The sequence below is a fragment of the Paraburkholderia sp. BGA-UO-ETr-F21 genome, assembly GCF_059567925.1.
The window spans coordinates 950,087-965,912 of record NZ_JCAQOY010000037.1 but is presented as its reverse complement, the minus strand read 5'-3'; the positions used below and the strand labels follow the sequence as shown (position 1 = coordinate 965,912).

Sequence of the window (15,826 nt, the reverse complement as noted above, 5' to 3'; positions counted from 1 at the left end):
AGAAAACTATACGGTACATGCATGCGTCCAATATCACAGACATTCCGCTGTTTCGACGAGGTGGTCAGGCGAGGTTCAATCCGCAAGGCGGCCGAAGCGCTGCACCTGACCGCTGCCGCAGTGCACCAGCAGATTCTGAATCTGGAGGAACAGGTCGGCTCGCCGCTCTTCGACCGCTTGCCGCGCGGCATGCAGCTCACCACGGCGGGGGAGATCATCATTGCCGCAGTGCGGCGCGGCCAGCGCGATTTCGACAACGCCATGACGCAAGTCGAAGATCTGCGCTCGCTGCGTCGCGGGCATGTGAATCTCGCGGTGTCGCCCTCGTCGGCCGAACAACTGGTGCCAGATGCGATCCAGGCCGCGATGAAGCGCTATCCGGGCGTGACCTATGGCGTGCGTTCGGGCAACGGCGAAAGCATCCTGAAGTGGGTGGAAACCGGCGAAGCGGACATCGGCTACGGCCTGCGCCGCAAACCGCCGCCCGGTGTGGTGGAAGTGCGCGCGTTCACGCAACATCTCGGTCTCGTCACGCCACCGGGGCATCCGCTCACGAAACTGCAGAAACGCCCACGCCTGCGCGAGTGCCTCGACTACCCGCTCATCCTGATGACGCCGGACACTGAGTTGCGCGCGATGGTGGATCAGATCGATCACCGCGAACGGCGCAAGGCGCGTCCGCTAGTGGAAACCAGCTCGGTATCCATGGTGCGCCGGCTCGTGGCGGACGGCGTCGGCATCGGTTTTCTGATCGCGGAGAACGTCGCCGAAGATGTCGCGCAACGTAAGCTGGCGTGGACACCTCTCGCCGATGCGGGCGCACAATCGTCCAGCTGCCTGTATCAGCGCTCGGATCTGACCACCACGGTCGCGATGAGCATGTTCCTGCAGTTTCTCGGCCAGGCCATCGAGACGATCGAGGACCGCTTTCACACGGCAACGCAACCGGCTCGCAAGCGTGGTGCGCGCGTCACGTGAGCGCGCGGCCCACGGTAGCGAATCGTTCCGCGCACGCCTGACGCACGCGCTCGACCGGCATCGACCAGTCCTCGCCCGGCGCGCGCCGGAACAGGCGCAGCGTGTGCGGATACCACGGGGAATCGCTGCGCTCGTGCATCCAGCGCCAGTCGATATCCTTTTCCGGCAACATCACCCAGCACGGTTTACCGAGCGACGCGGCCAGATGCACGGTGGAGGTGTCCACGCCGATCAACAGATCGAGTTGCGCGATGATCGCGGCGCTGTCGGCGAAATCGGTTACGAGCGACCCGAGGTCGAGGAGCGGCTGACCGGCGGGAGGATTCTTCGCCTCGTCTTCGCCCCGGCCTTTTTGCAGACTCACGAAACTCACGCCGGGCACGCTCCAGAGCGGCGCCAGCATGGCGAGCGACGGGATCGACCGATTCGCGTCGTTATGATGGTTCGGATTGCCCTTCCACACCAGGCCGATCCTGCGGCCGGGCGGCAGCGCATCCAGCATCGACCGCCACCGTTCGACCAGCGACGGCTCGACCGTAAGACGCACGGCGCGCGGAATGGTAGCCACGCTCGTGCGCAGATGCAGCGGCGCACTCAGCAGACTGGTCCAGCAATCGTAAGCGTTCGCTCGCGCGCGTGCGGTGTCGTGATCGAACACCGCATCCACACCATCGACGCAGGCCATCAGCCGGTGCAGCGCCGGCGCGCAGGCAAAGGCGATGTGCGAGGCGCCCTGTGCTTTCAGCAAAGCGAAATAGCGGCTGAACTGGATCATGTCGCCAAGGCCGTCTTCCTGCCACACCAGCAAGGACTTGCCCGCGAGCGGGCCGCCTTGCCACTGCGGGCAGCCCAGCATCGAGGCACTCGCGTGATGAACGAAGGCCGGCTGCGCGTAGCGGCTCTCGTACAGACGCCATCCCTCTTCGAAGCGGCCCATGCCGAGCAGCAGGACAGCCAGGCCGAACCGCGCATCGCCGTAATCGGCACGTATAGCGAGCGCGCGGCGATACGCGTTTTCGGCCTCGGGCAGTCGCGTGAGCTGGGCCAACGCCGCGCCGAGGTTGTAGTGCGCTTCCGCCAGCTGCGGACCCACGCTGAGCGCTCGCTCGAATGCCTCGACAGCCGCCGGCAGACGATCGAGCCGGCGAAGCACGCAACCCAGGTTGTTGTGCGCATGAGCGAGATCGGGCCGCAGCCGAATCGCCTCGCGATAAGCCGTTTCGGCCTCGAACAGTTGCTCCTGCTTCGCCAACGCCGCGCCGAGGTTGTAGTGTGCTTCGGCGTAGTCGGGGCGTTGCGCGATGGCTTCGCGGTAAGCGGCCGCGGCTTCGGGCAAGCGCTCGAGATCAGCGAGCACCGTGCCGAGATTCAGGTGGGCTTGCGCATAATCCGCACGAATGGCAAGTGCAAGGCGAAAAGCCAGTTCGGCTTCCGCGAGACGGAACGTGGCCCTCAGTACGCCGCCGAGGTTGTTGAGCGCTTCCGGATAGTGCGGCCGGATTCTCAGCGCTTCGCGGTAGGCGTCGTCCGCTTCGGCGAGACGGCCCAGTTCCATCAGCACGTTCCCCAGGTTGTTGTGGAGTTCGGCGTGATCCGGCAACCCAGGCAGCGCGTGGCGAAACGCCGCTTCCGCTTCGTGAAGGCGGCCCAGTTCGTGCGACACCATGCCGCGGTTATAGTGCGCTTCGGCGTAGTCGGGACGAAGCGCCAGCGCATCGCGATAGGATGCCTCCGCCTCTTCCCTGTAGCCGAGACCATGGAGCACCGCGCCGAGATGATTGTGGGCGTCGGCATGGCCTGGCCGCAGCGCGACCAGTCGGCGGTATATCGCCTTGGCCGCGGACAAACGGCCTTGCGACTTGAGCAGCATGCCGAGTGTGCCGTACACCTCGGCATAACCGGGTTTGATGCGCAGACAGCGGCGCCACTGGTTTTCCGCATCCACGGGGCGCTGCAACGCAAACGAACACGCGCCGGCGATGTTCAATGCGTCGGCCCGCGCGTCGTCCGGCACGGCATCGGCTTCGAGCAGCGGCGTCACCATCGACAAGGCTTCGGCGAATCGTGCGGCCGAGAACAGCGCGACGGCCTGCCGGTTGAGGTCGTCGAGCGGGGAAGCGAACTGCGTGTCGGTCATGAGTCGTGTCACCGGGATCGGCGGCGATCCGGCCGGAAAAGCGGGAGATGTACCACGCAGCTTAAGGGAATCGGCACACCTGTAACGCGGCGAAATGAACGGCTTTCGGGCTTTTAATCCCTCGCTATATCCAGGATCACACCTGGATCACGCGATAAAAGCGGGCGCGGCGATGTTAGAATCGCCCGCGTCTTTACGCCCATCATCATGACTCTACGCTCCCGCAACCGCATGACTGCCTGGCTTGGCCTGTTCGCCATGTGCCTCGTCGTGTTCGCGCCGCTCGTGAGTCAGATGCTGGTGTCCAGCCGCGCGCACGAACCCATCGCCGCGCTCTGTTCAACGCTCCAGCCACGCGATTTCAGCATGGCGAGCGCGGCGACCCAGGCCGCTCCGGCGCCGGTCCATTTGAGCCATGACGACGCGTTCGGCGCGTGCGGCTACTGTCATCTGCTCCAACACCATGTCGCCATGCCGGCGGTCGCCGTCGTCGCGCCGCCGCCCGCGCTCGCGCTTGCCGGCACCGCGCCGCCGAGCCTCTCCACCCGCTTCACGCCGCTCGGCGCATTTCCGTCCGGCCGTCCCAGAGCTCCGCCCGTCGTTTCCTGATCGCTGTCAGTCCTGATCGCGCATTTGCCGCACCCGTCGAGGGGGCGCGCGATCGCCTGTTCCATGCATCAAGGAAACGTTCATGTTCAACTTCGTCCTGCGAAGGCTGCCCTCTTGCGCCCGCCGCGGCGCGCGCGGCATTCCACCGCGCTTTTCGCGTGGCTTTTTGCCTGGCTTCTCGCTTCAATTGCTGCCCCAGTCGCTGTTCCCAGCCTGTTTGCCCGCTATCGTTCCAGCGGTCGTGCCAGCTCTGCTCGCCTCGTCTGCTCATGCGCAAAGCGCGAGCGCCGGAACCACGCTGCCTGTGGTCAGCGTCAGTGCGAATGCGCTCGCCGCGCCGCGCGCCGTCGATCCCAACCTGCCGGCCTCGGTCGAAACGGTCACCCCCGAGCAGTTCGGCAACTGGAACGTCGTCAATACGGAAGACGTGCTGAAGTACATGCCGAACCTCGCCGTGCGCAAGCGTTTTATCGGCGATCTGAATTCGATCATCGCCGTGCGCGGCACCAGCAACACGCAAAGCGCGCGCGGTCTCGTCTACGCGGACGGTTTGCTGCTCAGCAATCTGCTCGGCAGCAGCTATTCGTTTCCACCGCGCTGGTCGATGGTGTTTCCCGACGAGATCCAGCAGGTCGACGTGATCTACGGGCCGTTTTCCGCGCTCTATCCGGGCAACTCACTCGGCGCGACCGTGCTGATCAGCACACGCATGCCGAAACAGTTCGAAGCGACCGCCGACGTCAAAGGCTTCACCCAGCACTTCAGCCTGTTCGGCGTGAATCAGAATTTCAACGGCAGCGAAGCAAGCGCGACGATCGGCGACCGCGTCGGCAAGTTCTCGTATCTGCTGGGTGTGAATCACCTGGAAAACACCAGCCAGCCGCTGCAATTCGCCACGCTGGCGAAATCCAGCACGCCCGCCAAAGCCGGCGACACGCCCGTCACCGGCGCGTACTTCTACAACAACCAGACCAATACGCCGACAGCGGTGCTCGGCGTGAATGGCGAAGGCATCGAACACACGGTGCAGGACCAGTTCAAGCTGAAGATGCAGTACGACTTCACGCCGACGCTGCAAGGCGGCTTCACGCTCGGCTACTGGCATCAGACCTATAACAGCCAGACATCGACCTTTCTGCGCGATGCGAACGGCAATCCGGTCTACAGCGGCAAAGTTGCGATCGACGGCTATGAATACACGATTCCCGCGTCCGCACTCGCTCCGAGTCTCGGCCATAGCGAGAACTGGCTGTACGGCGTGTCGCTGAAAACGCGCAATGCCACCGGCTGGAATGGTGAGGCAATCGCTTCGTACTACGACATCGGCAACAGCGTGGCGCGCACCGCGAATTCCGGCGAGCCGGGCAACGGTCCCGGCACCGTGATCTTCGGCGACGGCACCGGCTGGAAAACGCTCGATCTGCGCAGCACCTATACGCCCGCGACGAATCAGGCGGGGCTCGCGAATCACGCGCTGAGCTTCGGCTACCACTACGACAACTACTTTCTCGACAACGAAAGCTACAACACGTTGAACTGGCGCGACGGCGCGGCTACGTCGTTCGCCAATGCGTTCGCCGGCAAGACCCAAACCCAGGCGCTCTACGTGCAGGACGCATGGCGCTTCCTGCCGCGCTGGAAGCTCGTCTACGGCGTGCGTTACGAAGACTGGCAGGCCTATGGCGGGTCGCAGTCGCTAGCCGGCACTACGCTCGCCTACAGCGACGTGAGCCAGCATCACTTTTCGCCGAAAGCCTCCTTGTCGTTCGACGTCACCGACGACCTGACCTTGCGTGCGTCCATTGGCCGCGCTTATCGCTTCCCGACAGTGAGCGAACTGTTCCAGGGAAAAATCAACGGCTCCACGATCGTCAATAACAATCCGAATCTGCAGCCCGAAGACGCTCTCTCGAAAGAACTGACCGCCGAATGGGCGCACTGGAACGGCGTGTTCCGCCTCTCGCTGTTTCAGGACGACGTGAAGAACACGATCTTCAGCCAGACCGATACGACCGTGATTCCCAACGTCACCAACTTCCAGAACATCGGCAAGGTCCGTTCACGTGGCGTGGAAACGAGCTATTCGGGTGAGGACGTGCTGATGCACGGCCTCGACCTGCTGGCGAGCGTGGCCTACACGCAGTCGAAGATTCTCGCCAACGCGCAGAACCCCGCCACGGTCGGCAAGTACTTCTACCGGATTCCGTTGTGGCGCGTGGATCTCGCCGCGACGTATCACTTCGACGAACGTGCGGCATTCACACTTGCCGCGCGCTATTCGGGGCGTCAGTACAACACGCTCACCAATACCGACACGAATCCGGACGTGTTCGGCGGCACCAGTTCGTACACGGTGGCCGATGCGAAATTCACCTACAAGCCGACGAAGCTGAGTGAAGTCGGCATCGGCGTCGACAACCTGTTCGACGCCCGCTACTTCGTCTATCACCCGTATCCCGGCCGCACCTTCTACGTGGAAGCGAAGCTGCGCATGTGAGCGCGCTGGACCCGCCGCACGCCCAGGTGTGCGGTTCGAACCGATCGATTCATTTTTTGCTCCAGGAGGATTTCATGTCCACCACCATCACCACCGAGCGGCCACGTGTCACGCCGGCGGCCGGCGCGGCCAACCCGGGCTACCGCACGCTCTGGCGCTGGCACTTTTATGCAGGCCTCTTCGTGATGCCGTTTCTGGTCGTGCTCGCGATCACCGGCACGCTGTATTGCTTCCAGCCACAAATCGAACCGTTGCTTTATCCGGAGCGTCTGGTCGTCGCACCGCAGGCCGTGCCCAGGCTACCCCCGGAAGCGCTGCTTGCCAACGCGCGTTCGGCCATGCCGCCGAGCGCGACCGCGGTGAGCGCCGTCGTCGCGAGCGACCCGCGGCGCAGCGCGGAATTCGTCTTCCGTCTCGCGGACGGCGATAAACAGAGTGTCTATGTGAACCCCTACACCGGCGTGGTGCTGGGCACGTTGAGCGTCGAACAGCGCTTCATGCAAGTGGACCGGATGCTTCACCGCAAGCTGCTGCTCGGCAAACCCGGTGAACTGCTCATGGAACTCGCCGCCTGCTGGACGCTCGTGATGATCGGCACCGGCATCGCACTATGGTGGCCGCGTGAGAAAACCACGGCTCGCCAAGCGCTGTTGCCGCGTTTCGCTTTGAAAGGGCGCGCGCTGTGGAAGAACGTTCACGCCGTGATGGGCATCTGGCTCGCGCTCGGCGCACTGGCGTTCGTGTTGACGGGGCTGCCCTGGACGGGTTCGTGGGGCAAGCAATTCAAGGCGCTCGCGAGCGCGGCGAATCTCGGCGCGCCGCCGGGTTCCTGGGGTGGTCTGGCGTTGCATTCGACACTGCCCGGCGCGGTCGGCCTGCAAGCCGCCCAAGCGGATACGCGTACGCAGAACGCGGCACATGACGAACATGCCGAGCATACCGGCCACACGGGCCACCACGGAGCTGCAGCCGACATGGACTCGATGCCCGGCATGGTGATGGACGACCTGCCTCTGCCGCTCACACCCTGGGCCGTCGGCAACACGCCGGTGCCCAATTCCGTCCCCGCCGATCCTCGCCTGGCCCATCCCCTGCCGCTTGGACGCGTGATCGCGCTTGCCGCATCGCTCGGTTTGACGGAGGGCTACAACATCGTGCTGCCGGCCGCCGTGACAGGCGTCTACACCATCTCATACTTTCCAGGCGACCCGAAAGACGAGCGCACGCTGTACATCGACCAATACAGCGGTGCGATCCTGAAGGACATTCGCTATAGCGACTACGGCGCGGTGTCCAAGGCGGTCTCGTACGGCACATCGCTGCATATGGGCCGCTATTTCGGCCTCGCCAATCAACTGCTGTGCGCCGTTATTTCTCTCGGCCTGGCGGCGATGGCCGTTACCGGGTGCGTGATGTGGTGGAAGCGCCGGCCGCAACGCTCGCTCGGCGCGCCCTCGCGCGAACGGGCCGCACCGCCCATGCGCGGCTGGAAAACCGGGCTCGTTCTGCTCGGCGTCGTCTTCCCGTTGATGGGCGCCACGCTGTTCGCCGTGTGGCTCGCGGATCGCGCGATATTCGGCCGTGCTGCGCGACACGTCCCCCCCGGCCAGACAGAGCGGGCGGGAAAATGAGCCAGCGCCCGTGTTACATCACTGGCGAGTCCGCGCCGACCGCCAACTGCACAGCGAGCCGAACTTCCGGTCGAGGGCATTACCGTTGCACAGTCCCGACATCGTGCCCGCGCTGTGCGGCGTCGCAATCGTGCCTGCGGTGTTGTTGCAGCCGCTCTGACGCCAGCAACGTGACCACCGAGGCGCCGATCACGTAATACGCGGGCGCCGCAAGCGACCCGGTCTCGCGGATCAGAACTGTCGCGAGCAACGGTGCAAATCCGCTGAACATCACCACCGCAACGTTATACGACAGCGCAATACCGCTGAAACGGATCTGCACCGGAAAGTGATCGGCGAGGACCGACGCCCACGTACCGCTTGCCAGCGAAAACACCAGCGCTGCCAGCACGAAAAGCACGACGGGGTCGACCGTATGAGTGCTGAGCGCGACATAGAACGGATAGCTCAGCACGATCAGCAACAGCGCGGACAGGCGCAGCAGATGCCGGCGCGGAACTCTGTCGCCGAGCCAGCCCGCGAACAGCAGCCCGAACGAACTGACGACGAGGTACGCGTTCTGCGCGATGGCCGCCGTGCGCGGCGCATAGTGCAGTTGCTGAACCAGAAACGCCGGCATGTGCCCATACAGAATGCCATTCACGCCGGCCATCACCGCAATCGACATGACGCCGGCGAGCACGGCTCTGCTGTGATTGCGCAGCGTCTCACGAAATGGCTGCTTCGCGACGGCGCCTTGCATCTGCTCGAATTCGGGCGACTCGTCGAGATTGCGCCGCATCCAGTACGACACGATCCCGCACGCGCCGCCGAACAGAAACGCGATGCGCCAGCCGTATGCGGCGGCGTCGGCGCTGGAGAGAAACGTCTGCACGGCGAGGTTCACCAACGTCGCCAGCAACACACCCACGTTGACCGCGCAGATGATGATCCCCGCAGCCAGACCGGCGCGCTCGGGCGCGGCCTCCACGGCATACGTGATGGCGCCGGGCATCTCGCCGCCCACGCAAAAGCCTTGGAGCATGCGCAGCACGATGAGCAGGATCGACGCCGTGACACCCCAGCTCTGATAGTTGGGCAGCAGCCCCAGACCAATCGTGGCCGCCGTCACGACGACGATGGAGACGAGGAACACCGGCCGGCGCCCATAGCGATCGCCCCAGCTGCTCAGGACGATGCCGCCGAGCGGACGGATCACATAGCCGATCGCAAGAACGGAAAACGAGAACAGCAAACTGATCACCGACGACGCGTTGGGAAAAAACTGTGCGGCGATGTAATGCGCGAAAAATCCGTAGACGATGAAATCGTAGAACTCCAGCGAGCCGCCGAGACTCGCGATGAGGATCATCTTCCACTGCGCGCGGGAAATGCCGCGAGACGCGGCGCGCTGCGCCGCCCTGACTTCGTGTTGGGTTGCTTCCATTGACTCCTCCGATATGAGTGTCTGGCTTCTACTGGCCAGTACGAATGTGACTGCCGGCAACACCTTCACGCGTGTTCGGCCGGCGAACCCGTGAACGCGTGCGACAGCAATGCCTGCAACGACGCATCGTCATGGGCCACGCCGTGTATGTAGCGATCCGGCCGGATGAGCACGGCGCTCGCGCCGATCTCCGCGAGCCACGCGCCGAGCGCCGCGGAGCCATCGGCGACAAGCGCCATGTCCGTGAGCGCCGCGAGTTCGGCGAGGCCGGGCTGGTCATGCAGGATTTGCGGCAGCGCCACGAGCGCAAAGCGGTAGCCGACGGCGTCATCGAGCAGGCGTCCATCGGACAGTCGCGGCTGCGCGGCGATGCTGCCTGCCTGCGGCTGAGCGGGGCCGAGATGCGCGCCCTCGCCCAGCAGCGGCTGCGGAGTCACGAAAGCGCGGATCGCCCGGCTCGTTTCGCCGGCAGCGGCATCGGGATCGGCAGGGTGCGAAGGCGTGGTCTGGATTACCGCGCCGAGTTGCACGGCGGTCTCGATGAACTCGCGCACATGCGGCGAGCGTTCCGATTCGTAGGTGTCGAGCAGCGTGTCGTCCGCTTCGCCATGAATCACTGCGGCGAGTTTCCACGCAAGGTTGCTCGCGTCGCGGATGCCGGCCGCCATGCCCTGCCCCATGAACGGCGGCGTCTGATGCGCGGCGTCGCCGGCGAGCAGCAGACGCTGGTTGCGCCAGCCCTTCGCCACCACCGAGTGAAACGTGTACACCGCTGAACGTTCGAGGGTGGCATCGGCCGGCGTCACCCAGCGAGCGAGCCTGTCCCACAGCCACTCGGGCGATGAAAGCTTCGACGTGTCGTCGCCTGGCATGACCATCAGCTCCCACCTGCGACGATTGTTCGGCCCGCGCGTATAGGTGCTCGGCCGCGTGGGGTCGCAATACTGGATCGAGTAGTCGCCGAGGTCGGGACGCGGCTTGTCGAGCAACACATCCACGACGACCCAGCGCTCGTGCGATTTGAGATCGTCGAGTTCGGTGCCCATGAAGCGCCGGACGATGGAGCGCGCGCCATCGCAGCCCACCACGTAGCGCGCGGTGGCTCGTCCGAGCTTGCCCGTGCGGGTGTCTTCGAAGCGAAGCGCAACGCCGTTGTCGGTCTGATCGAGCGCGAAGGCTTCGTGGCGCAGACGCACGTCGATGGTCGGCTGTTTCGCGAGCTGCGCACGCAGAGCGCGTTCGAGATCGGGCTGATGGAATTTGTAGCTCGCGCACCAGCCGAGCGGACCTACGCCGGTAGGCCGCTGCCAGTCGATCAGCAAGCGGCCGGCCGCGTCGACGAACTTCATGCCGGGTCCGACGAACAGGTTCGGCAGCAAGGTATCGGTGAGACCGATCGTCTGGAATACACGCATGCATTCCGCGTCGAAGTGCACGGCACGCGGCAGCGCGAAAATATCCTGGTCCCGTTCGAGCACCAGCACGCGCAAACCGTCGAGCGCGAGCAGGTTGGCGAGCGTGGCGCCGCTCGGGCCCAGGCCGATCACGGCGACGTCGTAGTCGCAGGCGTCGGGGTTGGGGATTGGCTGTGACATGGTTTTTTGCCTTCAATGATGGGCCGGCGCGACGAACCCGCGAGCGCACCGGCCGGACGCGCTCAGGCCTCGTCGGCGATCGGGTTGGACAGAATGCCGACGCGGTCCACTTCGACCTCCACCACGTCGCCCGCTTTCATGAAGAGCGGCGGGTTGCGCTTCGCGCCCACGCCGCCCGGCGTGCCGGTCACGATCACGTCGCCGGGTGCGAGTGGCGTGAAGGTGGACAGATAGGCGATCTGTCTCGCGATGCCGTGAATCAGCATGTCGGTCGTGGCGCGTTGCACTTCCTGTCCGTTCAGGCGCGTGCTCAGGGTCATCGTGGCGTTGGGTTCGATCTCGTCGCTCGTCACCATCCACGGACCGAATGCGCCGGTGCGGTAGAAGTTCTTGCCCGGCCCCCACTGCCCGGTGTGGCGCTGCCAGTCGCGGATCGATCCGTCGTTGTAACAGGCATAGCCCGCTATGTGCTCCCACGCGTTCTGCTCGGCAATGCGCCGCCCGCCTTTGCCGACGATCACGGCAATCTCGCCTTCGTAGTCGAACTGCGTCGACTCGGGCGGCCGCAGCATCGGCTGGCCGGCGCCGACCTGCGAGGCCGGCACGCGCATGAAGATCACCGGGTTCTCGGTCGTCTCACGGTTGGTCTCTTTCACGTGCTCCGCATAGTTGAGGCCCACACAGAAAATCTGCCCGGGGTTCGGGATGACCGGCAGGAGCGTCACCTCGCTCAACGGATAGTCGCTCGCGCCGCTTGTCGCGAGGCGGCGGGCTTCGCCGAACGCATCGGCGGCGATCAGGGCCTTGAGATCTGCAAAGCGTCCGTTCAGGCGCTTGCCGAGATCGATCACCGATTGATCCCGGACGATGCCGAAGGACGGTCCTTCATGGGTGGAAAAGCTGACGAGTTTCATGTTGCTCCATGGATAAAAAGAAGCGATCGCTTCGAAAAATTTGGCTTTTTTTTGATGTTTTTATCGTTATTTGAGAATACACTGATAAAAACACGATCCACAAGATACTTTTTATCAGGGTTTATCACTACCAAGGAGGAAGACATGACATCGACCAAGACCAGACGCCCCGGCCTGTCGCTCAGCCACATGGGCTTTTACGTGAGCGACATGGTGCGGGTCGAAGACTTCTACACACGCGTGCTGGAGTTCACCGTGACCGACCGCGGCAGTCTGTCCACGCCGCGTGGCGACGTACGTCTGGTATTCCTGAGCCGGGATCCGGCCGTGCATCATCAGATCGTGCTGGCGAGCGGCAGGCCCGAGCACCTCGCGTTCAATCCGATCAACCAGATTTCATTCGAGGCGGACAGCCTGGCGTCGCTGAAGCGCTTCTACCGGCGCTTTATCGAAGAAGACGCGAAGGAGATCACGCCGGTCACGCACGGCAACGCGATCTCGTTCTATGCGCGAGATCCGGAGGGAAACCGGCTGGAGTTGTTTATCGACACGCCGTGGTACGTGGATCAGCCGATGCGCGTGGCCGTGGATTTCTCACTGCCCGATGCGCAACTGATGGCATCGGTGGAACGGCATGCGCGCGGGTTGCCGGGCTTTCGCCCGCGCGCGGAGTGGGAAGCGGAGATGGCAAAGCGGATGGGCATCGCCTGATGCGTGGCGATGCCGTTGCGTGAAGCGACGTGGCGATGGATCAGCCGGCGTGGCGGTGCGTGGCGGAGTGCCGGCGTGGCGCGGCATGAGTCGGCACGACAGCGTGGCGCTGCCGGCGTAGACACCGACACATCGCCGGCAACGCGTTCAGCCGGAAATCACAGCGCGCGTGCGCTGCGACGTGCGGGCGGCGGCTTCGCGAATCAATTCGACAAGCCGGTCGAGGTTCACGAATTCGAGCCGCGGCGTGGGCACGATCAGCGCGAGCGAGCCGACCGCTTCGCCCTGATCGTCGGTGAAAAGCGGCGCGGCGATAGCCGAGACGCCTGCTTCGAGTTCGCCCTTCGACAGATAGAAACCTGCCCGGCGAATCTTGTGCAAGGCGGAACGAAAGTCTTCGAAACTCGGGCCCAGCCCGCTGGTTGCGATGTCGGCGGCGTGCCGCTCGAACAGCAGCGCGAGCTTCGCCTTCGGGAAGGTCGAGAGAATGGCCTTCGGCGCGGCGCCGAGAAACAACGGCCGGGGACGCCCGCGCCCATAGCGCAGATCGAGCTTCGAATCGAGGCTCTCGCGGTGCGTATCCACCAGTTCGTCGCCGTACCAGCGCGACATCACCACGTCGAAGCCCGAATGCTCGCTCAGTTCGCGCATGATGGGTTGCCCCATCTTCAGCAGCGGATCGGACATGCGCAGGTTGTAGTCGAGCTTGATGATGCGCGGACCGAGTCCATATTCGCCCCCGGAGAAGCGCACCAGCATGCCCGACTCGACCAGTTCACGCACATAGCGATAGGCGGTGGGAATCGAGCAGTCGAGCTCGGCAGCCACCTCTTCCGCGGAGAGAAAGGGCCGCCCTTCGGAAAAGAGTTCGAGTATGGAGAGAAGCTTGGCGATGCTCGACATCGAAGAGATGGCTTTCCGGGTGAGGTGGCGAAATTATAGCCTTCAGCCTGCCGCGATGACGTCGATACGCAGCGCTTCGCCACCCGCCGCGATAGCGAGCAGGATGTCGACGTTCGGGTGCGCGCCCGGACGATTGCGCGCGTCGGCGGTGTGCTCGGCGAACACCACGAGGCCGTGCTCGGCCGCCCTGGCGTCGAGCGTGCCGAACGTCTGCTGCAGATAGTTGTACACCGCGAGCGAGCCCTGCTTGCCGGGCTTGTTCTCGATACTGGCCGCCACGGCGCCCTTGCCGTCGGCCAGGTCGATACGCGCGATGCCCTCGATGCCGGGCATCTGCGCGAGGTTGTCCTTGAATACGTTGCTCGGTTGGATCATTGAAAACACTCCTTCTATTCGGAAAAATGCGGCGCGGGCCGTATCTTATCCGATAGGGTGTCGTTCAAATCACCGGGAGCACGAGCACACGGCCGTCAGGGCGTCCAGCGATACACCACGATGCTGGAACCGTTGTAGTTGTCCTTCGTGATCACGTACTCGCCCGCGGCTCTGAGATACGCGCGCAGGCCGTACATCGAATCGACGTCGTTGCCGACATCCACGGTCGCGGGACTCGAATTGACCAGCGTGGTGACGAGTTGGCCGGTAGTGAGATTGAAGGCGTCGATATTGGGCACCGTATGCACGTAGCCGACGAACAGATAATTGCCCGCCGCCGTGATCGACTTGGGATTGGCGCTGGTCAGATTGATCACCGGATCGGGCCGCGTGGTGTTGCCCGCGCTCCAGCCGTGATACACCTCGATCCTCGATTGCATGGCCGTCCAGTCCCAGCTTCCGGCTATACCTTGCGCAAGGATCATGGTGTCGCTCTCCGCGAGGTAGATGATGCGCGTGAGCGGCCGGATGCTCTGCGGAATCGAGATCGTGACCGCCGGACCCCACGAAGGTTTTCCGTTACCGTCGAAACCGCTCAGCGGATAGTGATAAATGTGATTCGTGCGGTCGAGACCGGCCCACACGTCGCCCCTGCTGTCGATGCAAAACCCGCCCGTGACCTGACGGTCCGTATTGAACGCCGTGCCCGGAATCGACACGTCCGGTATCGCGATATAGCCGCTCGCCGGGTTGAAATGGAAAAAGTTGAAGATGCCGGGGTTCTGTCCGGACGCCACCAGAATCCGGTTGCCGCCGACCGTGACCAGTTGGCCGAAGTGTTGGCCGCGCTGCGTGTCGTTCATGTTCAGGCGCGGGTCGGACGGATACGTGAACGGATCGACCGTGTTCGCGACGAACGTGCCGCCCGCCGTGCCCGTGTAAATGTGCATGCCGCTGTAGAAGTAGGCGCCGTCCGTCGACGGATCGGGCGCCGCGATCGACTCGAAGTTGAGGGACTGCAGCTTCCATTCGAGATTGCCGGCGGTGTCGTATGCGTGCAGGTCGGTGGCGCCGTTGCGCCCGAGGTCCCAGCCGCCGCCCCACGGGTTGTTCAGCACATAGAGGTTGCCGGCGGCGTCCCTGCCGATGCCGACCACGCGTGTGAAGCGCTTGTCGCCCACCTGACCTTTGATACCGCTGGTGGTGTCGAGATAACCGCCCTGAATGCCGAACGTGCTGGCGAGCGTCGGCGTGCCCGCGATGGTGTAGCGCTTGATGTTCATGTCCGGCCCCTGGTCGCCGACCATGAGTTGGCCGGACGCCGCATCGAAATAGAGCGCGGACGGCCGCGACGCAGCGGGCATCTGAATCGTATTCAGCAACGCGCCGGCCGGACTGAATTGGACGATCGTGCCCGCGCTCTGCTGCGCGACCCAGAGATTGCCGGCGCTATCCAGCGTCAGTGCGCCGGGACTCGCTATCTTGATGTCCTGCTGCCAGACGCCGTCGGTCGTGAAGACCCGCACGCGATTGCCGAAGAAGTCGCTCGCATACAGCAGCGAGCCCGCCGTCGCGAGGCCGGTGATGACATCCGCATGCGGTATGCCGGTCCACACGCTGACGGGAATGACGAGGTCGCGCGTTTGCGTGGCCCGGTTGTAGCGTCCCACCGACCCGCTGCCGAACGACTTGTTGTACTGCAACGCTGCGAAGATCGACGTGGCATTGCCGGTAATGGCGCTGCCCTGAAAGTCGGCATGCGTTCCGATCGAGCCGATGCTCTGAGCATTGCGGTAGATCGCGACGCCGCCCTCGTTTTCGTCCCACAGTGAAGCCGTGTAGATCACGCCTTCAGGCGCGACCCACATCGAGCGCGCTGTGTTGCCCACGTGCGCGGCGAGCGTGCCGAATGTGTTCGCCAACCAGTCGGTGGTGTACTGCGCCCGACATGTCTGCGCAAACATCGCGATTACCGCGCATAGGAAGGCAGCACTGATTCGGTGCTTGACCATATGTGATGCTCTCCAGAAAAACATTCGAGGACAATCTA

At 64.0% G+C, this 15,826-nt stretch carries 12 protein-coding genes; 5 read left to right on the top strand and 7 right to left on the bottom strand.

Translation table 11 applies throughout. The annotated features are described in order from the left end of the window. Positions 1 to 21: 21 nt before the first annotated feature. Positions 22 to 978 (top strand): LysR family transcriptional regulator, encoded by a 957-nt coding sequence (locus tag AC57B1_RS27995; protein WP_496419287.1) that lies wholly within the window; start codon positions 22 to 24, stop codon positions 976 to 978. On the opposite strand, the gene AC57B1_RS27990 is transcribed toward AC57B1_RS27995, so the two are convergent. Beyond that, positions 971 to 3,115, bottom strand: coding sequence for a tetratricopeptide repeat protein (locus AC57B1_RS27990; RefSeq protein WP_496419286.1), 2,145 nt, complete (start codon positions 3,113 to 3,115; stop codon positions 971 to 973). The genes AC57B1_RS27995 and AC57B1_RS27990 overlap by 8 nt on opposite strands. Positions 3,116 to 3,322: 207 nt before the next feature. On the opposite strand from AC57B1_RS27990, the gene AC57B1_RS27985 reads away from it, so the two are divergent. The 3 genes from AC57B1_RS27985 (at position 3,323) to AC57B1_RS27975 (ending at position 7,852) form a co-directional block, all read left to right on the top strand. Beyond that, positions 3,323 to 3,724: a DUF2946 domain-containing protein gene (locus tag AC57B1_RS27985; RefSeq protein WP_408342631.1), complete on the top strand. Its 402-nt coding sequence runs from the start codon at positions 3,323 to 3,325 to the stop codon at positions 3,722 to 3,724. Positions 3,725 to 3,806: 82 nt separating this feature from the next. Further along, entirely contained in the window at positions 3,807 to 6,221 is a 2,415-nt protein-coding gene (locus AC57B1_RS27980; protein ID WP_496419285.1) for a TonB-dependent receptor, read from the top strand. Positions 6,222 to 6,295: 74 nt separating this feature from the next. Then, entirely contained in the window at positions 6,296 to 7,852 is a 1,557-nt protein-coding gene (locus AC57B1_RS27975) for a PepSY-associated TM helix domain-containing protein (protein WP_496419284.1), read from the top strand. A gap of 79 nt (positions 7,853 to 7,931) precedes the next feature. Here the strand turns inward: AC57B1_RS27975 and AC57B1_RS27970 are convergent, their stop codons facing one another. From AC57B1_RS27970 to AC57B1_RS27960, 3 genes are all read right to left on the bottom strand, one after another. Continuing rightward, positions 7,932 to 9,278, bottom strand: a complete 1,347-nt coding sequence (locus AC57B1_RS27970; protein ID WP_496419283.1) for an MFS transporter — start codon at positions 9,276 to 9,278, stop codon at positions 7,932 to 7,934. 65 nt (positions 9,279 to 9,343) lie between these two features. Continuing rightward, entirely contained in the window at positions 9,344 to 10,873 is a 1,530-nt protein-coding gene (gene mhpA / locus AC57B1_RS27965; RefSeq protein WP_496419282.1) for a bifunctional 3-(3-hydroxy-phenyl)propionate/3-hydroxycinnamic acid hydroxylase MhpA, read from the bottom strand. A 62-nt stretch (positions 10,874 to 10,935) separates the two neighbouring features. Then, a complete protein-coding gene (locus AC57B1_RS27960) occupies positions 10,936 to 11,787 on the bottom strand; it encodes a fumarylacetoacetate hydrolase family protein (RefSeq protein ID WP_496419281.1) in 852 nt (283 codons plus the stop codon). A gap of 144 nt (positions 11,788 to 11,931) precedes the next feature. Here AC57B1_RS27960 and AC57B1_RS27955 point away from each other — a divergent pair, with 144 nt between their 5' ends. Beyond that, on the top strand, positions 11,932 to 12,498 hold the full coding sequence (locus AC57B1_RS27955) for a VOC family protein (protein WP_496419280.1): 567 nt from the start codon (positions 11,932 to 11,934) through the stop codon (positions 12,496 to 12,498). A gap of 147 nt (positions 12,499 to 12,645) precedes the next feature. Here AC57B1_RS27955 and AC57B1_RS27950 read toward each other — a convergent pair whose 3' ends face one another. From AC57B1_RS27950 to AC57B1_RS27940, 3 genes are all read right to left on the bottom strand, one after another. Then, the gene (locus tag AC57B1_RS27950) at positions 12,646 to 13,401 is read right to left on the bottom strand and encodes an IclR family transcriptional regulator (RefSeq protein ID WP_496419279.1); all 756 of its coding nucleotides are present in this window, start codon (positions 13,399 to 13,401) and stop codon (positions 12,646 to 12,648) included. 42 nt (positions 13,402 to 13,443) lie between these two features. After that, a complete protein-coding gene (locus tag AC57B1_RS27945) occupies positions 13,444 to 13,776 on the bottom strand; it encodes a DUF2322 family protein (protein ID WP_496419278.1) in 333 nt (110 codons plus the stop codon). 95 nt (positions 13,777 to 13,871) lie between these two features. After that, positions 13,872 to 15,788, bottom strand: coding sequence for an SMP-30/gluconolactonase/LRE family protein (locus tag AC57B1_RS27940; protein WP_496419277.1), 1,917 nt, complete (start codon positions 15,786 to 15,788; stop codon positions 13,872 to 13,874). Positions 15,789 to 15,826: the final 38 nt, after the last annotated feature.

Excerpts from the sequence above, each read along its gene's own strand:
- AC57B1_RS27990 (WP_496419286.1), bottom strand. The coding sequence starts at position 3,115 with ATGACCGACACGCAGTTCGCTTCCCCGCTCGACGACCTCAACCGGCAG.
- AC57B1_RS27940 (WP_496419277.1), bottom strand. The coding sequence starts at position 15,788 with ATGGTCAAGCACCGAATCAGTGCTGCCTTCCTATGCGCGGTAATCGCG.
- mhpA (WP_496419282.1), bottom strand. The coding sequence starts at position 10,873 with ATGTCACAGCCAATCCCCAACCCCGACGCCTGCGACTACGACGTCGCC.
- AC57B1_RS27950 (WP_496419279.1), bottom strand. The coding sequence starts at position 13,401 with ATGTCGAGCATCGCCAAGCTTCTCTCCATACTCGAACTCTTTTCCGAA.
- AC57B1_RS27955 (WP_496419280.1), top strand. The coding sequence starts at position 11,932 with ATGACATCGACCAAGACCAGACGCCCCGGCCTGTCGCTCAGCCACATG.
- AC57B1_RS27975 (WP_496419284.1), top strand. The coding sequence starts at position 6,296 with ATGTCCACCACCATCACCACCGAGCGGCCACGTGTCACGCCGGCGGCC.
- AC57B1_RS27970 (WP_496419283.1), bottom strand. The coding sequence starts at position 9,278 with ATGGAAGCAACCCAACACGAAGTCAGGGCGGCGCAGCGCGCCGCGTCT.
- AC57B1_RS27995 (WP_496419287.1), top strand. The coding sequence starts at position 22 with ATGCGTCCAATATCACAGACATTCCGCTGTTTCGACGAGGTGGTCAGG.
- AC57B1_RS27960 (WP_496419281.1), bottom strand. The coding sequence starts at position 11,787 with ATGAAACTCGTCAGCTTTTCCACCCATGAAGGACCGTCCTTCGGCATC.
- AC57B1_RS27945 (WP_496419278.1), bottom strand. The coding sequence starts at position 13,776 with ATGATCCAACCGAGCAACGTATTCAAGGACAACCTCGCGCAGATGCCC.
- AC57B1_RS27980 (WP_496419285.1), top strand. The coding sequence starts at position 3,807 with ATGTTCAACTTCGTCCTGCGAAGGCTGCCCTCTTGCGCCCGCCGCGGC.
- AC57B1_RS27985 (WP_408342631.1), top strand. The coding sequence starts at position 3,323 with ATGACTCTACGCTCCCGCAACCGCATGACTGCCTGGCTTGGCCTGTTC.